Here is a 19,089-nt window from a genome sequence, read left to right as displayed (position 1 = left end):
GAACAGCGCAGAGGCTAAGGAAATTCGATGAACTCGGATGTCGGTAAGCGTCCCCGCCAGATCAAGTGCGTGGTCTGGGATCTGGACCACACCCTGTGGGACGGTGTCCTGCTGGAGAACGCCACGGTCACCGATCTCAAGCCGGGGATCCGGGAAACCATTGCCACGCTGGACGAACGCGGGATCCTGCATTCGGTCGCCAGTCGCAACGATCCGGAGATCGCGCTGGCCAAGCTCGCCGAGCTGGGGATCGCCGAGTATTTCCTGTACCCGCAGATCGGGTGGGACAACAAGTCCGCCTCGGTCGCGGCGATCGCCGAGCGGCTCAATATCGGGATCGACACCCTCGCTTTCGTCGACGATCAAGAGCTGGAGCGCGACGAGGTCCGGTTCGCCCATCCCGAGGTGCTCTGCATCGACGCCGTGGACGCGATGTCCCTGGTGGACCGGCCGGAATTCCAGCCGAAGCACGTGACCGCCGACTCGCGGATGCGCCGCCAGATGTACCGGGCGAGCATCGAACGCACCACCGCGGAGGAACGGTTCTCCGGCACCAATGAGCAGTTCCTCGCCACCCTCGGTATGCGTTTCGCGATCAGTCCGGCCCGGGCCACCGACATCGGCCGGGCCGAGGAACTCGTCGTCCGGACCAATCAGCTGAACTCGACGGGAATCATGTACTCGGCGGAAGAGCTTGCCGCCCTTGCCGAGTCCGACGATCACCTGCTGCTGATGGCCGAACTGGAAGACAAGTACGGGACCTACGGGCAGATCGGTCTCGCACTGGTGGAGCGCGGTGCCACGCAATGGCGGCTGAAGCTGCTGCTCATGTCGTGCCGGGTGATCTCGCGCGGCGTGGGGACGGTGCTGCTCAACCACGTGGTGCGGCTGGCCCAGGCCGAGGGTGCGCGGCTGGTCGCGGAGTACGTGCCGACCGATCGGAACCGAATCATGTACATCACGTACCGATTCGCCAATTTCGAGGAGATCGGCGAGGAGGACGGCGTCACGTTGCTGGGCGCTTCGACGGCACCGCCTCCGCCCCCGCCGGACTATCTGACGGTAGAGACGGCCACCACGGCGGCCCGACTATGAACGCGCCCACCATCGATACCCGAAAGTGGATGCCGTACCCGCCGATCGGCGGCGCGGCGACGACCCTGTACTGCCTGCCGCACGCCGGGGCGGGCGCCTCGACCTACCTGCCGTGGCGCAAACAGCTGCACCCCGACATCGACGTGGTGCCGCTGCAGCCACCCGGGCGCGAAATGCGCATGCGGGACGAGCCTTTCGAGCATTTGACCCCGCTGCTGGACGACCTGCTCGCGGCGATGGAGGGTGCGTGGCGGACGCCGTTCGTGCTGTTCGGGCACAGCTTGGGCGCGCTCATCGCCTACGAGCTGGCACGTCGGCTCTGCGCGGGCGACGGGCCGCGTCCGGCCCGGCTGATCGTGTCCGGACGCCGTGGGCCGCACCACCCTTCGCGGCTGCCGTGGATCCGCTTCGCCTCCGACGAGATGCTGCTGGATATCGTGCGCATGCTCGGCGGCACCCCGGCGGAGGTGCTCGCCGACGAACAGATGCGGGAGTCGGTCCTCACGCTGACGCGGGCGGATCTCGGGGTCGACCAGACGTATGTGTATCGGCCGGACCCGCCGCTCGACATCCCGATCACCGTGCTGAGCGGCAGCGCCGATCCGCACGTGAACGCGACCGAGCTCGAGCAGTGGCACGAGTGCGGCTCGGCCGGGGTCGACATCCGCATGGTGCCCGGCGGGCACTTCTTCCCGATCTCGCACCGCGACGCCGCGCTGCGTCACGTCCGGGACTGCGTGGTGGGGTCGCCATGATCGGCGGCACCGCGCTGCGGCGGACGATCGCGTCCGACGAGGTCGAACTGTGGTGGGTGCGGCTGACGGGTGAGCATTGCGCCGAGGATCGCCGGGTGTTGTCCGCCGCGGAGTTCGTGCGCAGCACCCGGTTCGACACCGCCGAGTTCACGGCCGACTTCATTCGCACCCGAGCCGCGCTGCGGCGGGTGCTTTCGGCTTATACGGGAAGTCTTCCCGAGGAGCTCGCCTTCAGTACCGGGCGCCACGGCAAGCCGGAATTGGCAGGCAGTGCAACGGCATTCAATCTCACTCATACCCACGGGCTCGCTGTCGTCGCTGTTGCCGGTTCGGGATCGCTCGGCGTCGACGTCGAGTCGGTGGACACCGATTTCGACCTGGACGGGCTGGCGCCACGGGTGCTCACAGCGCGCGAAGCCGCCAGGGTAGGTACCGATCGGCGGCGATTTCTGCATCACTGGGTTGCTAAAGAGAGCTACCTGAAGTGGCTGGGTAACGGCCTGACGGTGTCGCCCGACGCGATCGAATTGCGCGCCGATCACCACGGACGCGCCGTGATCGCAGCAGTCGATGGTGACCTGCCGACGGCGTACGTCCAGCATTTCGGCCTGAACTCGTGGCACGCCGGTGCCTTCGTCGGCGACCACCCCGAACCTCGTTTCACGCTGCGCCCGGCCGAATCGGTTGGTGTCGCAGCGAATCTCCGTCGCCGGACCTCAGGAGTGCAAGCATGACAACCAATTCCCCGGTCGAACCGGCCACCCTCGTCGAGCTGCTGACCATACGCGCCGCGGCCACGCCGGACGAGGTGCGTTTCCATCACCTGGGCGACGGTGACGAGGTCACCGCCACACTGACCTTGCCGGAGCTCGACCGCAGCGCCCGCGCCGTCGCCGCGCATCTGGCGGGCATCACCCAGCCGGGGGAGCGGGCGCTGCTGCTCTATGCGCCGGGCCTGGAATTCGTTGTCGCGTACTACGGATGCCTCTATGCCGGTGTCATCGCGGTGCCGGTGGCGCCGCCGCAGCCGAACAAGCTGGCGGACAGCCTGGCGCGACTGGCCTCCATCACCGCCAATTCCGGTGCGCGACTGCTACTTACCGGCGCCGAGATCGAGCCGCTGCTGACCCCGGTGCTGGCCGAGGCCGACGGTTTCGCGGGGCTGCGCACGGTGGTCACCGATCGCATCGATCTCGCCGAGGCGGACGGGTACCGCGATCCAGGCGTCACGGCGGACAGCGTTGCGCACCTGCAGTATTCGTCCGGATCGACCGGCGAACCGAAGGGGGTCGTGCTCACCCACCACAACGTCCTCGCCAACCTGCGGCTGGTCACCGACGAGATCGGCGCCGGTGTCGGGGTGGCCTGGTTGCCGACCTTCCACGACATGGGTCTGCTGAGCATGGTCACCTATCCGGTGTACAGCGGCTCCACCGTTATCAGTATGTCGCCCTTGGCCTTTGTGCAGCGGCCCGCCCGCTGGATCGCGGCGATGTCCCGGTTCGGGGCCACCCACACCGTCGCCCCGAACTTCTCCTTCGGGCTCGCCGTGCGGCGGGTGCCTGCCGAGCAGGTCGGCAACTACGACCTGTCACCGCTGCGGGTGGCACTCTGCGGCGCGGAACCCGTGCGCGCGCAGACCATGGCCACCTTCGCAGACCACTTCCGTGCGGCAGGCTTCGACGCGCACAGCCTCTTCCCGTGCTACGGCCTCGCCGAGGCGACGCTGCTGGTGACCGGCGGCCCGGCCGGCAGCGGACTCACCACGGTCGAGGTGGACCCGACGGCGCTCGCCAAGGGGCGGGTGGAACCGGTGGCCAGCGGTGGCCGGCGGCTGGTGGCCAGTGGTCAGCTCAACGACGCCTACGAACTCGTGCTCGCCGATACCGAGACGCTGACGCCGCTGCCGGAAGGGCAGGTCGGCGAGATCTGCCTGCGCGGCGACAGCATCGGCAAGGGGTACTGGGACGCACCGGAGGCGGTGGCCGCGACCTTCGCCGCCACCGTGGCCGGTCGCACCGGGCACTTCCTGCGCACCGGTGATCTCGGCTTCGTGCACGAGGGTCAGCTGTACGTCACCGGGCGCAGCAAGGACCTCATCATCGTGGACGGGTACAACCACTACCCGTCCGATATCGAAGCCTCCGCGATGTACTCGCATCCGGCGCTGCGTCCCGACCGCTGCGTGGCGTTCCAGGTGCTCGACAGCGACGAACCCGCCCTGGTCGTGGTCGCCGAGGTGAACCGAGGCGAGAACCCCGACGCCACCGCAAAGGCCGAGATCGTCACCGCCGTGCGCCGAGCGGTCGGTGAGCATCACGGGTTGCGGCTCAACGATGTGGTGCTGGTGACGACCGGCTCGGTGCCGCTGACCTCCAGTGGCAAGATCCGCCGCTACGCGGTCCGCGAGCAGTATCGCGACGGTGCGCTGACCGTGCTGCCCTGATCCTGTTCACGGTCGCGCGGCTACCGGTCGAAGCTGTTTCACCTGTGCCGGACAGGGAACGCAGTACCGATGAAGGACGAGTTGGAACGCGAAAGTAAATGGGACGTCGACCCAGCCTGCACGCTGCCGACGCTCGATGATCTCGTCCCCGGCAGCCGGGTCGAGACAACACAGGTCGAGCTGACGAGCACGTACTTCGACACCACGGACCACGACCTGCTCGCCCAGAACGTCACCTTGCGCCGCCGAACGGGGGCCGACGAGTCCGGCTGGCAGCTGAAGGTCCCGCAGGAGGACGGCCGCGTCGAACTGACCGCCGCACTGTCCGACGACCTGCCGCGTGAACTCGCCGACCTGGTCACCGGCGTCGCACTGGGTAAGGAACTGGACCCGGTCACCACGATTCGAACCCTGCGCACACGGCACCGCGTCTTCGGCGCGGACGGCGAGCTGGTCGTCGAGGTCGATGACGACACGGTGCACACGACGCCCGCCGAGCAGGATGCGGACCCCCTCGACTGGCGAGAGATCGAGATCGAACTCGGCCCGCAAACCGACACCGCCCCAACAGTGTTGGTAGATCGCCTGGTGGATGCGGGCGCACGGCCGTCGACGTATCCGTCCAAGCTGTCTCGCGTGCTGCCCGCGCGGTCCGGGCCGAAGATCACTACCGACGCCGAACGCGCGATCTACGACTACATGACCGCCCAGATCGACACGATGTTCACTGGTGACATCGCGCTGCGCCGCGGCGAGAACCCGATCCACGACACCCGGGTCGCCTCGCGGCGCCTGCGCAGCACGCTGCGCGTATTCGGCAAACTGCTGGATCCCCCGGCGATCGCCGACATCGAGGACGAGCTGAAGTGGTTCGCAGGCCTGCTCGGCGAGGTACGCGACTGCCAAGTGCAACGCCGCCATCTCGCCGACAAGATCAGCGAACTGCCCCTCGAACTCGTGCTCGGCCCGGTTGCCACGCGCATCGACAGCACCCTGCTCAGCAAGCAGCTCACCAGCCGCAAGGAGCTCGCCGAGGCCATGAACTCTCCGCGCTATCTGAAACTCCTTGCGACGCTGCGCGAATGGAAGTCGCACCCGCCCCTCGGCCCGCGGATCAAGGGCCGAAAGCTGGTCCAGCGCGCCGACCGTGCCGCACGCAAAGCCGATCGCCGCCTCGAGACCGCGCTCGAGGATCAGCGCGACGAATCCCTGCACCGCGCTCGCAAGGCCGCCAAACGCGCCCGCTACGCCGCCGAACTCCAAGAACCGGTCCGCGACCGCGCCCAGGCGAAGTCGAACATCAAGCACTACAAGCAAATCCAGCGTGTGCTCGGCGACCACAACGACAGCGTCGTCTCGGCCGCCTTCCTCTGGCGCACCGCGACCGCGGCGGGCACCGCAGCCGACGAGAACGGCTTCACCTTCGGCCTGCTGTACGCCAACGAGAAGCACGCGGCGGCCGACGCACGAGAAAGGATCGCCGAAATCGCCGCGGCCAGGTAGGGCGCGGCCCCTGCGAACCCCTGTGATGCTTCAGGACTCGCGGGCGGTGGGAATGTCGAGAATGCCGAGGAAGGCACTGGCGGCCGGAGTGCGAGTGGCAGGGTTCCAGATGACGTACTCGACTCGCATCGGCGCGTCGGTGATTTCGATCGTGACGACCTCGGTGAGGCGGGGCGCGTAGCCTGCGGGCAGCATGGCGACGGCCAGACCGGGGGCGACCAGCCGGGTGATGTAGTCGGCGGTGGTGACCTCGAAGGCGACGTCACGGGTGAGGCCTGCGGCAGCGAAGGCCTCGTCGGATTGGTTGCGGCCCGCGGTGCCGGCCGGCAGGTCCACGAAGACTTCGGTGGCGAGCCTGCGCAGGTCGGTGGTGGGTTCGGCGGCGAGTGGGTGGTCGTGGGCGACGACCGCCACCAGTCGGTCGCGGGCCAGTTCGTGCACCGCGACGCCTTGCGGGCGTGCGGTGGTCGGCAGCCCGAGGAAGGCGATGTCGAGCGTGCCGTGCGCGACCTGGTCGATCAGATCGTCGCTGGCGCCGACCCGCAAACTGATGCGTACGTGCGGATAGCGCGCGCGGAAGTCGCGCAGGGCCTCGGGAATATCGACTGCGGTGACGGTAGGGATCAGACCGACCGCGAGGTGCCCACGGATCTCGCCGACGGCCGCGGCCACCTCGGCGGCCGCCCGGTCGGCGGCGTCCAGGCATTGGCGGGCGGCGGGCAGGAACGCCGCTCCGGCGGGGGTCAGCCGCACCCGGCGGCTGGTGCGCTCGAACAGCCGCGCACCGAGTTCCTTCTCCAGCCGGGCGATTTGGTGGCTGAGCGCCGACTGCACCACCAGGCAGCGCTCGGCGGCCCGGGTGAAGCTGTTCGTCTCGGCGACGGCGAGGACGTAACGCATCTGCTGGAGCTCCATGGATCAATCTTGACCCGCGATCAATCGGATGACAAACATGCATTGGACTCATGGATCGCCGCCGGGCCAGACTGATCGTATGAAAAGTGCAGCAGCGCAGGAGGTTCTGAGATGAGGCGGATGCTCGGCATCGCGGTGGCGCTGGCCTGCGTCGGGGCGCTCGCTCCCACGAACCAGGCGGCCGCCCGAGAACCGTTGTTTCCCACCACGATCGATCTACCGGCGGGGTTCCGGCCGGAAGGTATCGCGATCGGAAAGTGGCCGGTGGCCTATATCGGATCTATGGCGGACGGCGCCATCTACCGCGCCGATCTAGTGACCGGTCAGGGCGCTGTGCTGAGTCCCGGAACCGGTACGCAGACCCTCGGCCTCCACCTCGACGACCGCGGCAGGCTTTTCGTCGCGGGCGGCACCGGGGGCGACGCCCGCATAGTGGACGCCGCCACCGGCGCGGTGCTGGCGAGTTACCAATTCGGCACGCCGCCGGATACTTTCGTCAACGATGTGGCGCTGACGCCTGCGGGCGCGTGGTTCACCGATTCACGCGCACCGGTGCTGTACCACCTGCCGATCGGCCCGGACGGCGGCTTGCCGTCACCGGATGCGGTGGTGCGCGTCCCGCTGACCGGCGACATCGCCTATGTCCCAGGTGAATTCAACGCCAACGGCATCGTGCGCACTCCGGACGGCACGGCCCTGATCATCGTGCAGTCGGTGACCGGCCAGCTGTTCCGGGCCGACCCGGCGACAGGCATCACCCGGCGCGTGGATCTCGGCGCCGAGTCGGTACCGCACGGCGACGGTCTGCTGTTGCGCGGCAACAGTCTGCTTGTCGTGCAGAACAGGCAGAACGCGATCGCCGTGATCGACCTCGACCCCGCCGGAACGAGCGGCACGGTCCAGCGGCGACTCACGGACCCACGCTTCGACGTGCCTTCTACCGTCGCCGCATTCGGCGACCGCCTCTATCTGCCGAACGCCCGCTTCGACACGCCACCGGAGCCGACCACGCCGTACACCGCCGTCGCGGTCGGCGACCCCTGGTAGCGGGTGCTTTACCCGGTGGTCTTCAGCTGACCGGTGTAGGCGTCGACCTGCACCTCGTAGTCGTCATCGGTGGCGCCGGGCTGCTGGACATCGAACTCGTACTGCGCCGAGTTGTCCTTGCCCTCGATCTTCCACTTCTCGATCGCGCCGGGGCGGGCCTTCGAGGCGGTGGCCATCGCGTCGTTCAGCGGCACCGCCCGGTCGTAGTCGACCGCCTTGCGGGTCCGTTCGGTGCCGCGTTCGTCCGCGTCGAGGTTCTCCTTGTGCTCGGAGATGACCGCGCCGGAATCGGCGGCCAGCTGCACGGTGTACTTCTCTGTATCGGAGAGCAGTTCCACCTTGTACACGTAGGTATTCCGGGTGTTGACGCCCTCGCGCTCCAGTTCGAGTTTCGACAGCGTGCCGTCGAAGTTCTTCTTGCCGGCGTTGAGGGCGTCGGTGGGGCTCACCGGGAACGAGTGGTGCGCCAGGTCGACCGGGGCCGCGTCTGGCGCGCCGGACACCGTCGAACTGCCGATCACCGACACCGCCGTGCTGGGATCGGCCGAGTCCTGTCCTGAGTCGTTACCGCACGACGCCGCTGCTACCGCCGCAGCAACCACGATCGGCGTGATCAGTACCGCTTTCATCGCTATTCCTCCCTGTCGAACAAGCCAACTTCGGAATGCGCGCAGCAATCGTCGGCGACGCCGCGACAGGGCCGGTATGCCCCGGGTATGCGGGCGCTAAACAATGGGCCGAACGCGGGCGGCCCGGCCTGCGGGCGGAGCAGCGGCCGGTGCTTATCCGACAAGCGTTGATATTCATATCATCGTTCGACCGATGATGAGGCGGCCGTTCCGGCGTTATTCTTGACCTCAATTGATCATGCCCGGTGGGCGGGTGGCTCCTCGGCGAGCCACATATTTATATCGAGTGCAGCAAGGAGCATGCCGATGTCGACCGGTGTAGCTCCGGGGGACTCGCAAGACGCACGGCAGGAAATTCCGGCCACATTTTCCGGTAATGCACGGGTGCGCGAAATATTGGCCGAGCGGGTCGCGGCGAAGTCGCCGAATATGGTGCTGGCCAGCACCTATGTGCCGCCCGATGGCGCCGTCGCGGCGTACCTGCTGCATCGGATGCTCAGCCGGGGCGATACCACCGGCGTCGCATGGCATTCGGTATTCGTGAATTCCGGCGTCGAGGCACTCGGCACGGTCGTGAAGTACTTGCGTAACAGGCACAATCGCGCGGGAAGCGCAGGCTCGTGCCGCATTCTCGTATTGGATCCGACCGGGACCGCGCGTTATGCGCTCGGGCACGCGGTCCCCGGTCTGCCCGAGCTCGTCGCCGACGGCATGGCGATTGTCGGCACCGTCGAGGAGTTTCTGCACCGGATCGACCCGGGCTGGTCAGCATTTGTGGTGGTCGTCGACGGTCTTGCGCTGGACAGGCTGGCACCGGTGCGTAGCGCGATCGAGGTCGCGCGTGCGCGCGGTGCCGCGGTGGCGTGGGGCCTGCTCGGCGACGCGGCCGCACTGGAAACCCTGCGCTGCTCGGTGGCCGCCGCCGACTTGGTGTTCCTGGGTGAAGTCGCGGTCGACAATGAGATGCCCTGCGGCACTGTCTCGTTCACCCGTGAGATGTTCGCGCTCTGGAACAATACGATGGACAGCATCGCGCACGTGTCGACCTTCGGCGGCAACGGCCTGGCCATGCAGATGCTGGGCGAGACCTTGACGCGCTGGCGGCCGACGGATCGGCACGAACGCGCGGCGATACACCGCATGCGGCACAACAGATTCACCCGCAGTGCCCGCCTGCGCATGCACAGCAACACCTGGCAGACCCGGTCGATCGATCTCGCGGCCATCAATATGACCTTCGACCGCGCCGAGGGCGTCAGGTACCGGCACGGCACGCGCACCTACACCGACCTCGCGTCCGGCACCGGCCCCGCGTTCCGCGGGCACAACGTGCACTCGCCCGAAATGATTCGCACGGCGGGTATGTCAGGCGACGAAACAGCAAGGCTGGAAAGCATGTTGGCGCGCCTCACCGGCTTGCCGATCATGCTGCCCGCTGTGAGCGGGCAGAGCGCGGTCGACAACGCGATACTGGCCGCGCTGTGCTGCAAGCCCGGCCGCGCGACCGTACTCACCTGTCGGGGCAACTATTCCGGCAAGGGCCCCATGTCGCTGGCGTTGAGCAGGACGAGTTCGTTCTTCCGGGACCGCGATCAGCACGCCTTCAGCCCGTACCCGGTCGAGGTGATCGAGGTCGATATCGCGGATATCGACGGACTGCGGCAGGCCTTGCGGCGCAACGACATCGCCTTGGTCTGGCTGGAACTCGTGCAAGGCTACGACTGTGTCGAGATACCGCGCGAGGTACTCGCCGAGATCGAACACCGGCGCGCGGCGGCCGGTTTCCTGGTCGGGGTCGACGAGGTCTTCACCGGTTTCTGGCGCTGCGACCTCGACAACTTCCTGACCTGTACCGGTCGCGGCCTCCGGCCGGACCTGGTGGCGCTGTCCAAGGCGCTCAGCGACGCACTCGTCCCGATCGGCGCGGCGCTGACCTCGGCCGAGGTTTTCACGCAGATGTCGCGCGCGGCACCGGATATGGCGCACTGGCTGCGCACGCACTACCGCAACGACCTGGCGGCCGGGCTGGCCTGCGCGGCGCTGGAGGCGGCCGAGCACGACCGGCACGGGGCAGCCGATATCGCGGCGGCCATGGACGCCATGCTGCGCCGAGCGGCGCGATCACCGCTGTTCGCGGGCTATCGGCGGGTCGGTTTGCTCGGCAGGCTGGTGCTGTCGTCACGCGCGATCGGCGCGCGGCCGCGCCCGTCGGTGCAGAACTACGCCGAGGCGGTCGTCGCCCGGCTGATCGGAAAACGCTGCGGCGCAATTACTTTGCAGATGCGGTTCGCGCCGAGCACGGCGGGCGACGGTGCGCCGGAACTGATCGCCGCCATGGCCGAGGTCGGTGCGTTTCTCGAGCGACTGCCGCGCTGGACGGTGGATCGCACCACCCTGGGCTCAATACTCGGCACGGCGGGTCGCGAAATTGCGGCCGCGGTACTGCGGGTGCGCGAGACCTACGGCGATCGAAAGGACCGGACGCTCGATTGAGAATTGCATCATCGGGGCTTCGATAAATCGGCAATGTGCACATCGAGAATTGTTGAATTGCACAGTGCTCGTCCGGATGAAACATCGCGGTAATCAAACAATAACGTGCTACCCTGGTGAACATTCGCTGGGACCGATGGGAGCGTGAAATGTCTTGTCACGCAATGGAACCAACTCGGCAGAATGGCGTGCACAGCAACTTCCCGGCACGATCACCGGACCTGTTACCGTACCGCTCTCCGGTGCGGTGAGCGAATGCCGTGGATCGGGCATGACGGCGCACAGACCGGTGACAATTCGCCTGGTGGTCTGTGCGGACAGTGCCCTGATGCGGTCGGGTCTGTGCGTCCAATTCGATCGTGAGCCCGACATCGATGTCGTAGACGACGTAGCCGGCGGGCACAGCCTGCTCGGCGCCATAAAGGCGCACGCACCCGATGTGGTATTGCTCGTCGGCGCGGTCGAAGGGAAACACCGCCTCGCGGAAATCGTCGCCGCCTCGAAGGTGATCATGGTCATGACGGAGGAGGACGTGGCTCGCGCCGTCAAACTGGTGCGGGCGGGCGTGCGCGCTTTACTGTCGTCGGGCTGCTCGCCGTTCGAATTGCTCTGTGCCATCCGGGTAGTCGCGGTGGGAAATCGGCTCGTAGTCCCGCCACAAATCATCGGTGGCCTCGATCATGTGGTGGCCTCCAGCGTCACCCGCAACCTCGACATCCAGGTGGCCGGGAGCCTGACCCGGCGCGAAGCCGAGGTGCTCGGCCTGCTCGCGCACGGCCGCTCCAACGCCGAAATCGCCCGCCAGCTGTCGGTTTCGGCGACCACCGTGCGCAGTCACGTGCATCACGTGCTGCAAAAACTGGCGGTGGCGACGCGGGGCCAGGCCGTCGCGGTGGCCTACGAGACCGGACTGATCGCGCTGCTCGACGGCAGCGCGGGCAACGGCCGGGCCGCCGTCCCGCAGCAGGTCAACGGCCGGTCCCGAAATGGTCAGTGGCCCATCCCGAGCCCGCCGTCCACCGGGATCACCGCGCCGGTGATGTAGCCCGCGTCGTCGCCGGCGAGAAAGGCCACCACCCGCGCGATCTCGTCGGCGCCGGCGATGCGACCGAGCGGGATCTTCCTGGTGACCTCGGCTCGCCACTGCGGTGTCAGCGCGGCCGTCATATCGGTGTCCACGAAGCCGGGAGCGACCACATTGACGGTGATGTTGCGGGCGCCGAGTTCCCGCACGAGCGAGCGCGCCAGCCCGATCATGCCCGCCTTGGACGCCGCATAGTTGGTCTGTCCCGCCGAACCGAGCAGCGCCGTCACCGAAGAGACCAGGATGATCCGGCCGCGGCGCTGCCGGATCATGGTCCGGGCGGCCCGGTTGATCACCCGGAACGTGCCGACCAGGTTGGTGTCGACCACGGACGCGAAATCGTCCTCGGTCATCGCCGCCAGCAGCACGTCCCTGGTGATGCCCGCGTTCGCGACGAGCACGTCGACCGGCCCGAGCTCCTGTTCGATGGTGGCGAACGCCGTGTCGACCTGCCCGGCATCGGTGACATCACAAGGCACACCGAACAATCCGTCGGGTGGCGCACCCGACCGCACGGTCACGGCCACCGGTCTGCCGGTGCGCGCGAGCTCGCGGGCGATGGCGAGTCCGATGCCGCGGTTGCCGCCGGTGACGAAGGCGGAGTGGTTCATCAGCGCACCTCCCGGGCGGCTCAGTCGGAGCGTTCGCGGATGATCGCGGCCAGGTCGAGGCCGTGCACAGCGCGCAGTCCCGGTAGCAGCGACACGGTCGCGACCGCTAGGACCACGAGCGCGGCAAGGCCCAGCGTGCTCGGCCGGACGACCAGCTCCAGCTGGAATTGATCGTTGGAGTACGTGGACAGAAAACTGTGGCCGCCCAGTACCCCGAGCGCCAGACCCGGTGCGATGCCGAGCAGCGTCATCAGCAGGTTCTCGCCGGTGATCAGCCGTGCCAGCATCCCCGGTGGCATACCGCCCGCCCGCAGCACGCCGACCTCGCGGCGTCGCTCGACGATATTGATCGACATCGTGGTGAAGATGATCGCGAAGGCCAGCACACCGCCCAGCGCGAGCATCACCCCGATGAATACGAAGAAGAATCCGGCGTACCGATCGATCAGCCGGTTCAGCGCGTCCAGGTCCTCGTAGGCCGCGATGCCGGTGCGGCCGGACAACTCGCGCCGGATCTGCTCGGGGTCGGCGCCCGGCGCAAGTCGCAGCAGAGCCGAGTTGACCGGCACTGGCGCCCCCGCCAGCTCGTCGAGCTGTTCGATGGACAGATAGGCGAAGGCGCCGATCGGTTCATCGAGCACCCCGGCGATCGGTACCCGAACATCCTGCACGCCAGGTACTTTCACCGCGACGGTATCGCCGGGCCCGACTCGCAGCAGGTGTCGGACGCCTTTGCCGATGAGGATGCCGTCTCCGGACAGGGTGGCGGGGGAGCCGCGTACCGGCCGAAGCCTGTGCATCGTGGTGTCGCGGGGCAACGCGATGAGCGCGGTCGAATACGTGTCACCGTCCGCGGTGAGGGTGACCGGCAACTGCACCATCGGTTCGGCGGCCACCACACCGTCGGCGCTGGTCAACTCGGTCAGCTTGCGCTGATCGACCGGACCGGTGAAATCGACTCGCGCATCGGCGGTTTGCACCTGACGGAACGAGACGTCCAGCGCCGCGGCCATGGTGTCGAGCATCGTCCACGAGGTGAGGACGACCAGCAGTGACAGGGCGGTGCCGAGCACGGTGCTCCAGGTCCGCCGCGGACTGCGGCCGATGTTGCGCAGCACCAGTAGCCAGCGCGCGGGCAGCCGTCGCAGTGCGGGAAAAATGCGCTCCGGCACGCTGATTCGGCCAGGACCGAGCGGCGCGGATCCGCGCATCGCGGTGGCGGGTGGTGTACGGAATGCGAGCACCGCGGGCGCCAGCGCGCCGAGCGCGCCCGCCGCGACGCCGAAGACCAGCCCACCGACAATGGTGATCGGCAGAACTTGCACGACCGCCGCCGATTCCGGCAGGCCGATCGCCCTGAGATAGACCCGGCTGAGTGCACCGGATCCGGCGAGCCCGAGCATGATTCCGCCGAGCGACCCGGCCGACCCCGCCACGATGCCGAATTGCAGGTAGTGCCAAAGGATCGTCCGCCGGTCCATGCCGCCTGCCAGCAGCACGCCGATCACCGGACGCTCGGCCTGGACCCGCCGGTTCAACAGGACATAGGCCACCAGTCCGGCAACGCTGAGGAACAGCAGCGGAAACAGATAAGCGAGTTCGCCGAAGGCGTCGATGTCCATGCGCAGCAACCAGTTCGACGGCTGTTCGGCGCGGCTCAGCACTTCCGTGGCGCCGAGAGCATTCGCTATGCTCCTGACCCCGTCGAGGGCGGCCGGGCTCGGGGTTCCGGCGAAGCGGATCAGGACTTGTTCGGTCACGCCGGTGGCCGGCAGCGGCTCGGGCGCGAAGATCACCCCGAAGTTGCCGGGCACGGGGAACATCTCTTGACGGCTGCGGGCGGGCCAGAGGTACTCCGCTGAGGACACCACACCTGCTACCGAAACCTCACGCCAGCCCTCCGGCCCGAGCATCGATAGCGTTGCGCCGGTGGATAATCCGAAGTGCCCGGCCATGTGGTGTTCGACCAGCACTTCGTTCGCCGTCGGATAGTGGCCGGACAGTATCGTCGGCGCGTTGACGGCGGGCGGCCGGTCCGCAGGCAGGCTGATGATCCGTCCACGCAGCTTGTCCGCGCCGACCCGCAGCGGCAGCTCGGCTTGCCTGCGCACGACGACGTCCGCGATACCCGGCAGCGTGCGTGCGCCGGCGGCGATGGCCGCCGAATCGCCGCCGGTGACCCAGACGTGGGCGAATCGCTCCGCCTCGAACGTCCCGTGGTAGGAGGCCGTCAGGTTCCGGTACGCGCCATACGACGCGGTGAACAGCGCCACCCCCAGCACGATGATGGTCACCTGCGCGGCGAACTGGGACCACTGGATACGGATGTCGCGCAAGAGTTTACGGCGCAGCGTCGGATGCGGATTCACCACGAGACCTCGCTCGCGGCCGTCGGCGCTTCCTGGCGCACAGCGGCCACGATATGACCGGAGCGCATGCGCAGCACCCGGTCGGCGATGGCGGCGATGGCCTGGTTGTGCGTGACGAGCACGACGGCATGCCGGTCGCGGTGGCACAGATCTTGCAGGAGGGTGAGCACGCTGCGCCCGGTGTCCAGATCCAGTGCGCCGGTGGGTTCGTCGCACAGCAGCAGCCGCGGCCGATTCACCAGCGCCCGCGCGATCGCCACCCGCTGCTGCTGGCCACCGGACAGCTGGGCCGGGAAGCGGTCCGCACATTCGGCCAGGCCGACCTGCGCGAGTGCCTTGCCGACCCGCTGCCGGACCGCCCCGCCGGTCAATTCGGCCAGTACCGCGATGTTTTCGTAGGCGGTGAGAGTCGGCACGAGGTTGAAGAACTGGTAGACGAAGCTGAGCGATTCCCGGCGCAGTGCCGACATTCCCTTGGCGTCGAGTCCGGCGAGTGAACGTCCGTCGATGCTGATGGTTCCCGTGGTCGGCGTTTCGATGCCGCCGAGCACGTTCAAGAGTGTCGTCTTACCCGATCCCGAAGGGCCGAGTACCACGAGCAGTTCACCGGCGGCGATGGTCAAGTCGAACTGCGCGAGCGCGTGGACGGCGGTGTCGCCGCTGCCGAAGGTCTTGGACACGCCCCGCAGCACAGCGAGTGTCGGCGCGACCGGAATCGTCGTCGCGCGCTGCTCGCGGCCGGAGTGGACCATCGCTCAGCCGGGCCGTTTGGTCGCGTACACCCGGACCTGCCCGAGTCTGCTCGCCGCGCCCTGGTCCGCGAGCGTCTCGAAGAAGGCCAGCCCGTCGTCGAAGAGCTTGTCGCCGAGCACCTCTCGCCCCTGCGGCTCGAAGAGTCGATACGACTCGGCCCATCGTCGATTGATCGCGACGAACATCGCTGTGCTGTCGTGGATATCGATGTCGGCGAAGCCCGCGTGCGCGAGCAGCCGCCGGTACCCGGACGGCGTCTGCGGGAACAGGCGGCCGTAGACGGACAAGGCGCGCAACGTATCCGCGTCACGCGGGAACGGACCGGTCAACACCTCGTCGGTGCAGACCAAACGGCCACCGGGCTTCAGCACCCTCGCGCATTCTGCGACGACCCGATGCCGATCCGGCACGATGACGAGGCTGTCCACGCTCACCACCGCGTCGAATGTCGCGGCGGGATAAGGCAGGTCGCGGGCGTCGCCGTGGTCGAATCGGATCGGCGGAAGGAGGTCGGCCGCGCCGCGCCGGGCGATGGCGATCGCGGGCGCGGAGTAGTCGAGGCCGGTCATCGTGCAGCCGGTGGTCGCGGCCAGGTAGCGGGCGATGCCGCCGGTGCCGCAACAGAGATCGAGCCCGGCCTTTCCTGGCGCCAGCGCGGTCGCGCGGGTCAACTCGCGCAACTGAGTTCCGGTGGTCCAGCTCAGCTGGCCGAGATAACCGCCCCAGTCCCGCCAGAGGTAGGCCATCATGGCCTGACCGGCCGGGGTGAGTGTGATCTGACGATGCGTCAGGTCGTAGATTTCCCGGGTTTCCTCGATCACGGTGCGCACGGGAGCGTCTCCTACTCGTTGGTTATCCGGACGTCAGCGAGGCGCCGCCGTCGACCACGATGGTCTGGCCGCGAATCCAGCTCGCGTCATCGGTGCAGAGGAACGCGACCACCTTGGCGAGATCCTCGGGCCGCCCGATGCGCCGCATCGGCGCGGTCTCGGCCACCTGCTGCATCCACTCCTGCGCACCCGCCAGTGCGCGCACCGACTCGGTCTCGATGAGCCCACCGCAGACGGTGTTGACGTTGACCCCCGGCGCGAGCTCCACGGCCAGGTATCGGCCCATCGATTCGATCGCCGCCTTGCACACGCCCATACCGCCGTAGCTGGGTAGATAACGACGGCCGCCCATGCTCGACAGCAGCACGATCGCGCCGCGACCGCCCGGCATCAGCTCATAGGCCGCCCGGCAGCCGAACAATGCCGCGGTGACGTTCGTATCGAGGGTGTAGCGCCAGTGCGGGGTCTCCAGCGCGAACAACGGTTTCATGATGGCCGACGCGGCATTGTTGACGTAGAAGTCCAACCCGCCCCACTGCTCGGCCACCTCGCCGAAAAGCCGCTTCAGCTGGTCGCTTTCGCCCACGTCGACCCGCAGCGCGAGGGCACGCCTGCCTTTGCGTTCGATCTCCGTGACCACCTCGCGGGCGGCCGAGCGCCGCCGCCAGTAGGTCAGGATCACGTCCGAGCCGCGGTCGGCGAACTCCAGCGCGATGGCCCGGCCGATGCCCCGGGAACCGCCGGTGACCAGGACGGTGCGTCCGGCCAGATCCGCTGTCATGCACCCCACCTCTCTTCCTTTTGTGGTGCGCCGAGCACCAGCGCGGCGACCTCCGGTCCGTCCACGTTGCGGCTGAGCGTGACCGCATACCGCGCGTTGAGTGCGCACGGCCGGTCCGCGACGACGTCGACCTCGCGGGCGGCAGGGTCGACCTTGCCGAGGTTGAGCGTCGGCGGAATGACGCCGTCGCGCACGCTCAGACAGGCGAAGGCCGCCTCGGCAACATCGGTGGCCGGTCCCATGTGGCCGGTGGCGGCCTTGGTGCCGGTGAGCCGCACGCGCCGGTGGCGCGCCAGGGTTTCCGCGATGCCGCGCAACTCGGAACGATCGCCGTCCGCGGTGGCGTCACCGTGTCCGTACACGAAGCCGACCTGGTCGGGATCGATATCGGCATCGGTGACGGCGCGCGCGATCGCGCCGCGCACGCCGCTGCCGCCGGGATCGGGGGACAGCGGCCTGCCTTGATCGGTGGCCGCACCGAAACCGACGACCTCGGCCAGCACGTGCGCGTCGTTCGCCCGGGCCAGCTCGAGTTCGGCGAGCACGAGCGCGGCGGCGCCCTCGGCGCAGATGTATCCGTCGCGGAACCGGTCGTAGGGCCGGACCGAGCGCACTCCGTTCGCGCAGGCGGAGGTCAACCCGAATTCGCGCAACGCCAGGCGCGCGAATTCGTCGGCGCCCGCATCGGTTCCGCCGCAGACCGCGACGTCCACCCGTCCGTCGCGCACGGCGCGAAAGGCCCGGCCGACCGCGCACAGACCCATGGCCGAGCCGTCGACCAATGTGCTGTTGGCGCCGCAGATCTCGTGCCGGATGGTGATCTGGCACAGCGCCGCGTTGGGCAGCCCGGACAGCAGGAAGTCGGGTTTCGCCCGGCGCAGCGCCGCATGGCCGAGTTGGGCGTAGTCGAGGGTGCCGTCGCTGCGGCGGGCGGTGGCCAGAACTGGGGTGAACCGTTCGAGATAGTTCTGCTCGTCCTCGTTCTCGTTGGAGCCGATGTAGATTCCGCGCCGAGGCGCCGCCGCGGCGCGGAAGACCGGCCCCGCGTCGGCGACCGCCAGGTCGGCGGCGAACACGCCGAGCCGCGATGCTCTGGTCAGTCGCTTGAGATGCTTGCGGTCGGCGGGGCCGACGGGATGCACGGCGTCGTCGACAGCGCCGAAATAGCCGAGCTCCGCGGCACTGTCGCTGTCGCGCCGCCGTAATCCGGTATCGGCGGCCAGAATTCGCTGCCACTGCGCGCGGTAGTCGGCACCGAGACAGGACAGAATTCCCGCACCGACCACAACGACGCGGCGCTTCATTTCCCGCTCACCTTCGAACCGTTCAACCGCAGCACTTGATAATGCCGACGGGTACTTTCGGGATCCTCGAAGTCCGTGAGCGGGTAGCTGCGGCAGCGGAAGGTCGCGGTGGCGATCTTGCGTCCGTGCGCCTGCGCGGTACCGCGAAAATCGAGTTCCCGTGCCGGGACGGCCGGCCCACCGCCGTCGAGGTGATCCACTTCGACGGTCAGCCGATCGCCCGGCACGGCGAAGTCGATGAACTTGCTGTGCTGCACCGCGCTCAGTACGACGGTGGTGCGGAAGCCGCTGCCGGTGATCACCAGCCAGCGCGCCAGCTGCGTCATCGCCTCCAGCACCAGCACGCCGGGCAGAATCGGCTGCTGGGGAAAGTGATCGGCGAAGTAGTCCTCGCTCATCGCGGCATTCTTCACACCGACGGCGCGGCGTCCGTCGTCCAGTTCGGTGATCGCGTCGACCATGAGAAACCGCACG

General features: G+C 68.0%; 17 protein-coding genes. 8 read left to right on the top strand and 9 right to left on the bottom strand.

Features of this window, described 5'->3' with window-relative positions:
* The first annotated feature begins 27 nt into the window (after positions 1-27).
* From DBO33_RS23310 to DBO33_RS23290, 5 genes are all read left to right on the top strand, one after another.
* The gene (locus DBO33_RS23310) at positions 28-1,095 is read left to right on the top strand and encodes an HAD-IIIC family phosphatase (RefSeq protein ID WP_107656946.1); all 1,068 of its coding nucleotides are present in this window, start codon (positions 28-30) and stop codon (positions 1,093-1,095) included.
* Complete coding sequence (locus tag DBO33_RS23305; protein WP_107656945.1) at positions 1,092-1,850, top strand: thioesterase II family protein; 759 nt, start codon at positions 1,092-1,094, stop codon at positions 1,848-1,850. Before DBO33_RS23310 ends, DBO33_RS23305 begins: the two co-directional genes overlap by 4 nt.
* The gene (locus DBO33_RS23300) at positions 1,847-2,584 is read left to right on the top strand and encodes a 4'-phosphopantetheinyl transferase family protein (protein ID WP_107656944.1); all 738 of its coding nucleotides are present in this window, start codon (positions 1,847-1,849) and stop codon (positions 2,582-2,584) included. The genes DBO33_RS23305 and DBO33_RS23300 overlap by 4 nt, the downstream gene beginning before the upstream one ends.
* A complete protein-coding gene (locus DBO33_RS23295; protein WP_107656943.1) occupies positions 2,581-4,296 on the top strand; it encodes a fatty acyl-AMP ligase in 1,716 nt (571 codons plus the stop codon). Before DBO33_RS23300 ends, DBO33_RS23295 begins: the two co-directional genes overlap by 4 nt.
* A 69-nt stretch (positions 4,297-4,365) precedes the next feature.
* Positions 4,366-5,799, top strand: coding sequence for a CYTH and CHAD domain-containing protein (locus tag DBO33_RS23290; RefSeq protein ID WP_107656942.1), 1,434 nt, complete (start codon positions 4,366-4,368; stop codon positions 5,797-5,799).
* Positions 5,800-5,829: 30 nt separating this feature from the next.
* On the opposite strand, the gene DBO33_RS23285 is transcribed toward DBO33_RS23290, so the two are convergent.
* Positions 5,830-6,714, bottom strand: a complete 885-nt coding sequence (locus DBO33_RS23285) for a LysR family transcriptional regulator (RefSeq protein WP_107656941.1) — start codon at positions 6,712-6,714, stop codon at positions 5,830-5,832.
* Positions 6,715-6,825: 111 nt separating this feature from the next.
* On the opposite strand from DBO33_RS23285, the gene DBO33_RS23280 reads away from it, so the two are divergent.
* Positions 6,826-7,761 carry an SMP-30/gluconolactonase/LRE family protein gene (locus DBO33_RS23280; RefSeq protein WP_107656940.1) on the top strand — a complete coding sequence of 312 codons (936 nt, stop codon included), beginning with the start codon at positions 6,826-6,828 and terminating at the stop codon, positions 7,759-7,761.
* Between the two features lie 8 nt (positions 7,762-7,769).
* Here DBO33_RS23280 and DBO33_RS23275 read toward each other — a convergent pair whose 3' ends face one another.
* A complete protein-coding gene (locus DBO33_RS23275; protein WP_107656939.1) occupies positions 7,770-8,390 on the bottom strand; it encodes a PepSY domain-containing protein in 621 nt (206 codons plus the stop codon).
* A gap of 306 nt (positions 8,391-8,696) precedes the next feature.
* On the opposite strand from DBO33_RS23275, the gene DBO33_RS23270 reads away from it, so the two are divergent.
* Both DBO33_RS23270 and DBO33_RS23265 read left to right on the top strand, forming a co-directional pair.
* On the top strand, positions 8,697-10,883 hold the full coding sequence (locus DBO33_RS23270; RefSeq protein WP_159080432.1) for an aminotransferase class III-fold pyridoxal phosphate-dependent enzyme: 2,187 nt from the start codon (positions 8,697-8,699) through the stop codon (positions 10,881-10,883).
* Positions 10,884-11,154: 271 nt separating this feature from the next.
* Entirely contained in the window at positions 11,155-11,928 is a 774-nt protein-coding gene (locus DBO33_RS23265) for a response regulator transcription factor (RefSeq protein ID WP_107656937.1), read from the top strand.
* On the opposite strand, the gene fabG is transcribed toward DBO33_RS23265, so the two are convergent.
* The 7 genes from fabG to DBO33_RS23230 are packed head-to-tail and all read right to left on the bottom strand — an operon-like array spanning position 11,874 to position 19,088.
* The gene (fabG, locus tag DBO33_RS23260) at positions 11,874-12,578 is read right to left on the bottom strand and encodes a 3-oxoacyl-ACP reductase FabG (RefSeq protein WP_107656936.1); all 705 of its coding nucleotides are present in this window, start codon (positions 12,576-12,578) and stop codon (positions 11,874-11,876) included. The two genes, DBO33_RS23265 and fabG, sit on opposite strands and share 55 nt — an antisense overlap.
* A gap of 20 nt (positions 12,579-12,598) precedes the next feature.
* The gene (locus tag DBO33_RS23255) at positions 12,599-14,947 is read right to left on the bottom strand and encodes an ABC transporter permease (RefSeq protein WP_159080431.1); all 2,349 of its coding nucleotides are present in this window, start codon (positions 14,945-14,947) and stop codon (positions 12,599-12,601) included.
* A complete protein-coding gene (locus DBO33_RS23250; protein ID WP_107656934.1) occupies positions 14,944-15,699 on the bottom strand; it encodes an ABC transporter ATP-binding protein in 756 nt (251 codons plus the stop codon). The genes DBO33_RS23255 and DBO33_RS23250 overlap by 4 nt, the downstream gene beginning before the upstream one ends.
* A gap of 3 nt (positions 15,700-15,702) precedes the next feature.
* Positions 15,703-16,530, bottom strand: coding sequence for a class I SAM-dependent methyltransferase (locus DBO33_RS23245; protein ID WP_107656933.1), 828 nt, complete (start codon positions 16,528-16,530; stop codon positions 15,703-15,705).
* 22 nt (positions 16,531-16,552) lie between these two features.
* On the bottom strand, positions 16,553-17,311 hold the full coding sequence (locus DBO33_RS23240; protein WP_107656932.1) for an SDR family oxidoreductase: 759 nt from the start codon (positions 17,309-17,311) through the stop codon (positions 16,553-16,555).
* Positions 17,308-18,615, bottom strand: coding sequence for a beta-ketoacyl-[acyl-carrier-protein] synthase family protein (locus DBO33_RS23235; RefSeq protein WP_107656931.1), 1,308 nt, complete (start codon positions 18,613-18,615; stop codon positions 17,308-17,310). Before DBO33_RS23235 ends, DBO33_RS23240 begins: the two co-directional genes overlap by 4 nt.
* A complete protein-coding gene (locus DBO33_RS23230; RefSeq protein WP_159080430.1) occupies positions 18,612-19,088 on the bottom strand; it encodes a 3-hydroxyacyl-ACP dehydratase FabZ family protein in 477 nt (158 codons plus the stop codon). The genes DBO33_RS23235 and DBO33_RS23230 overlap by 4 nt, the downstream gene beginning before the upstream one ends.
* Between the last annotated feature and the right edge of the window lies 1 nt (position 19,089).

The organism is Nocardia suismassiliense (assembly GCF_900269665.1).
Lineage (GTDB): Bacteria > Actinomycetota > Actinomycetes > Mycobacteriales > Mycobacteriaceae > Nocardia > Nocardia suismassiliense.
This window is presented reverse-complemented; position numbering and strand designations above follow the sequence as displayed.

Bases quoted from the DNA above. Each gene is read 5' to 3' on its own strand.
- DBO33_RS23310 (WP_107656946.1), top strand. From the start codon at position 28: ATGAACTCGGATGTCGGTAAGCGTCCCCGCCAGATCAAGTGCGTGGTC.
- DBO33_RS23305 (WP_107656945.1), top strand. From the start codon at position 1,092: ATGAACGCGCCCACCATCGATACCCGAAAGTGGATGCCGTACCCGCCG.
- DBO33_RS23300 (WP_107656944.1), top strand. From the start codon at position 1,847: ATGATCGGCGGCACCGCGCTGCGGCGGACGATCGCGTCCGACGAGGTC.
- DBO33_RS23295 (WP_107656943.1), top strand. From the start codon at position 2,581: ATGACAACCAATTCCCCGGTCGAACCGGCCACCCTCGTCGAGCTGCTG.
- DBO33_RS23290 (WP_107656942.1), top strand. From the start codon at position 4,366: ATGAAGGACGAGTTGGAACGCGAAAGTAAATGGGACGTCGACCCAGCC.
- DBO33_RS23285 (WP_107656941.1), bottom strand. From the start codon at position 6,714: ATGGAGCTCCAGCAGATGCGTTACGTCCTCGCCGTCGCCGAGACGAAC.
- DBO33_RS23280 (WP_107656940.1), top strand. From the start codon at position 6,826: ATGAGGCGGATGCTCGGCATCGCGGTGGCGCTGGCCTGCGTCGGGGCG.
- DBO33_RS23275 (WP_107656939.1), bottom strand. From the start codon at position 8,390: ATGAAAGCGGTACTGATCACGCCGATCGTGGTTGCTGCGGCGGTAGCA.
- DBO33_RS23270 (WP_159080432.1), top strand. From the start codon at position 8,697: ATGTCGACCGGTGTAGCTCCGGGGGACTCGCAAGACGCACGGCAGGAA.
- DBO33_RS23265 (WP_107656937.1), top strand. From the start codon at position 11,155: ATGACGGCGCACAGACCGGTGACAATTCGCCTGGTGGTCTGTGCGGAC.
- fabG (WP_107656936.1), bottom strand. From the start codon at position 12,578: ATGAACCACTCCGCCTTCGTCACCGGCGGCAACCGCGGCATCGGACTC.
- DBO33_RS23250 (WP_107656934.1), bottom strand. From the start codon at position 15,699: ATGGTCCACTCCGGCCGCGAGCAGCGCGCGACGACGATTCCGGTCGCG.
- DBO33_RS23240 (WP_107656932.1), bottom strand. From the start codon at position 17,311: ATGACAGCGGATCTGGCCGGACGCACCGTCCTGGTCACCGGCGGTTCC.
- DBO33_RS23235 (WP_107656931.1), bottom strand. From the start codon at position 18,615: ATGAAGCGCCGCGTCGTTGTGGTCGGTGCGGGAATTCTGTCCTGTCTC.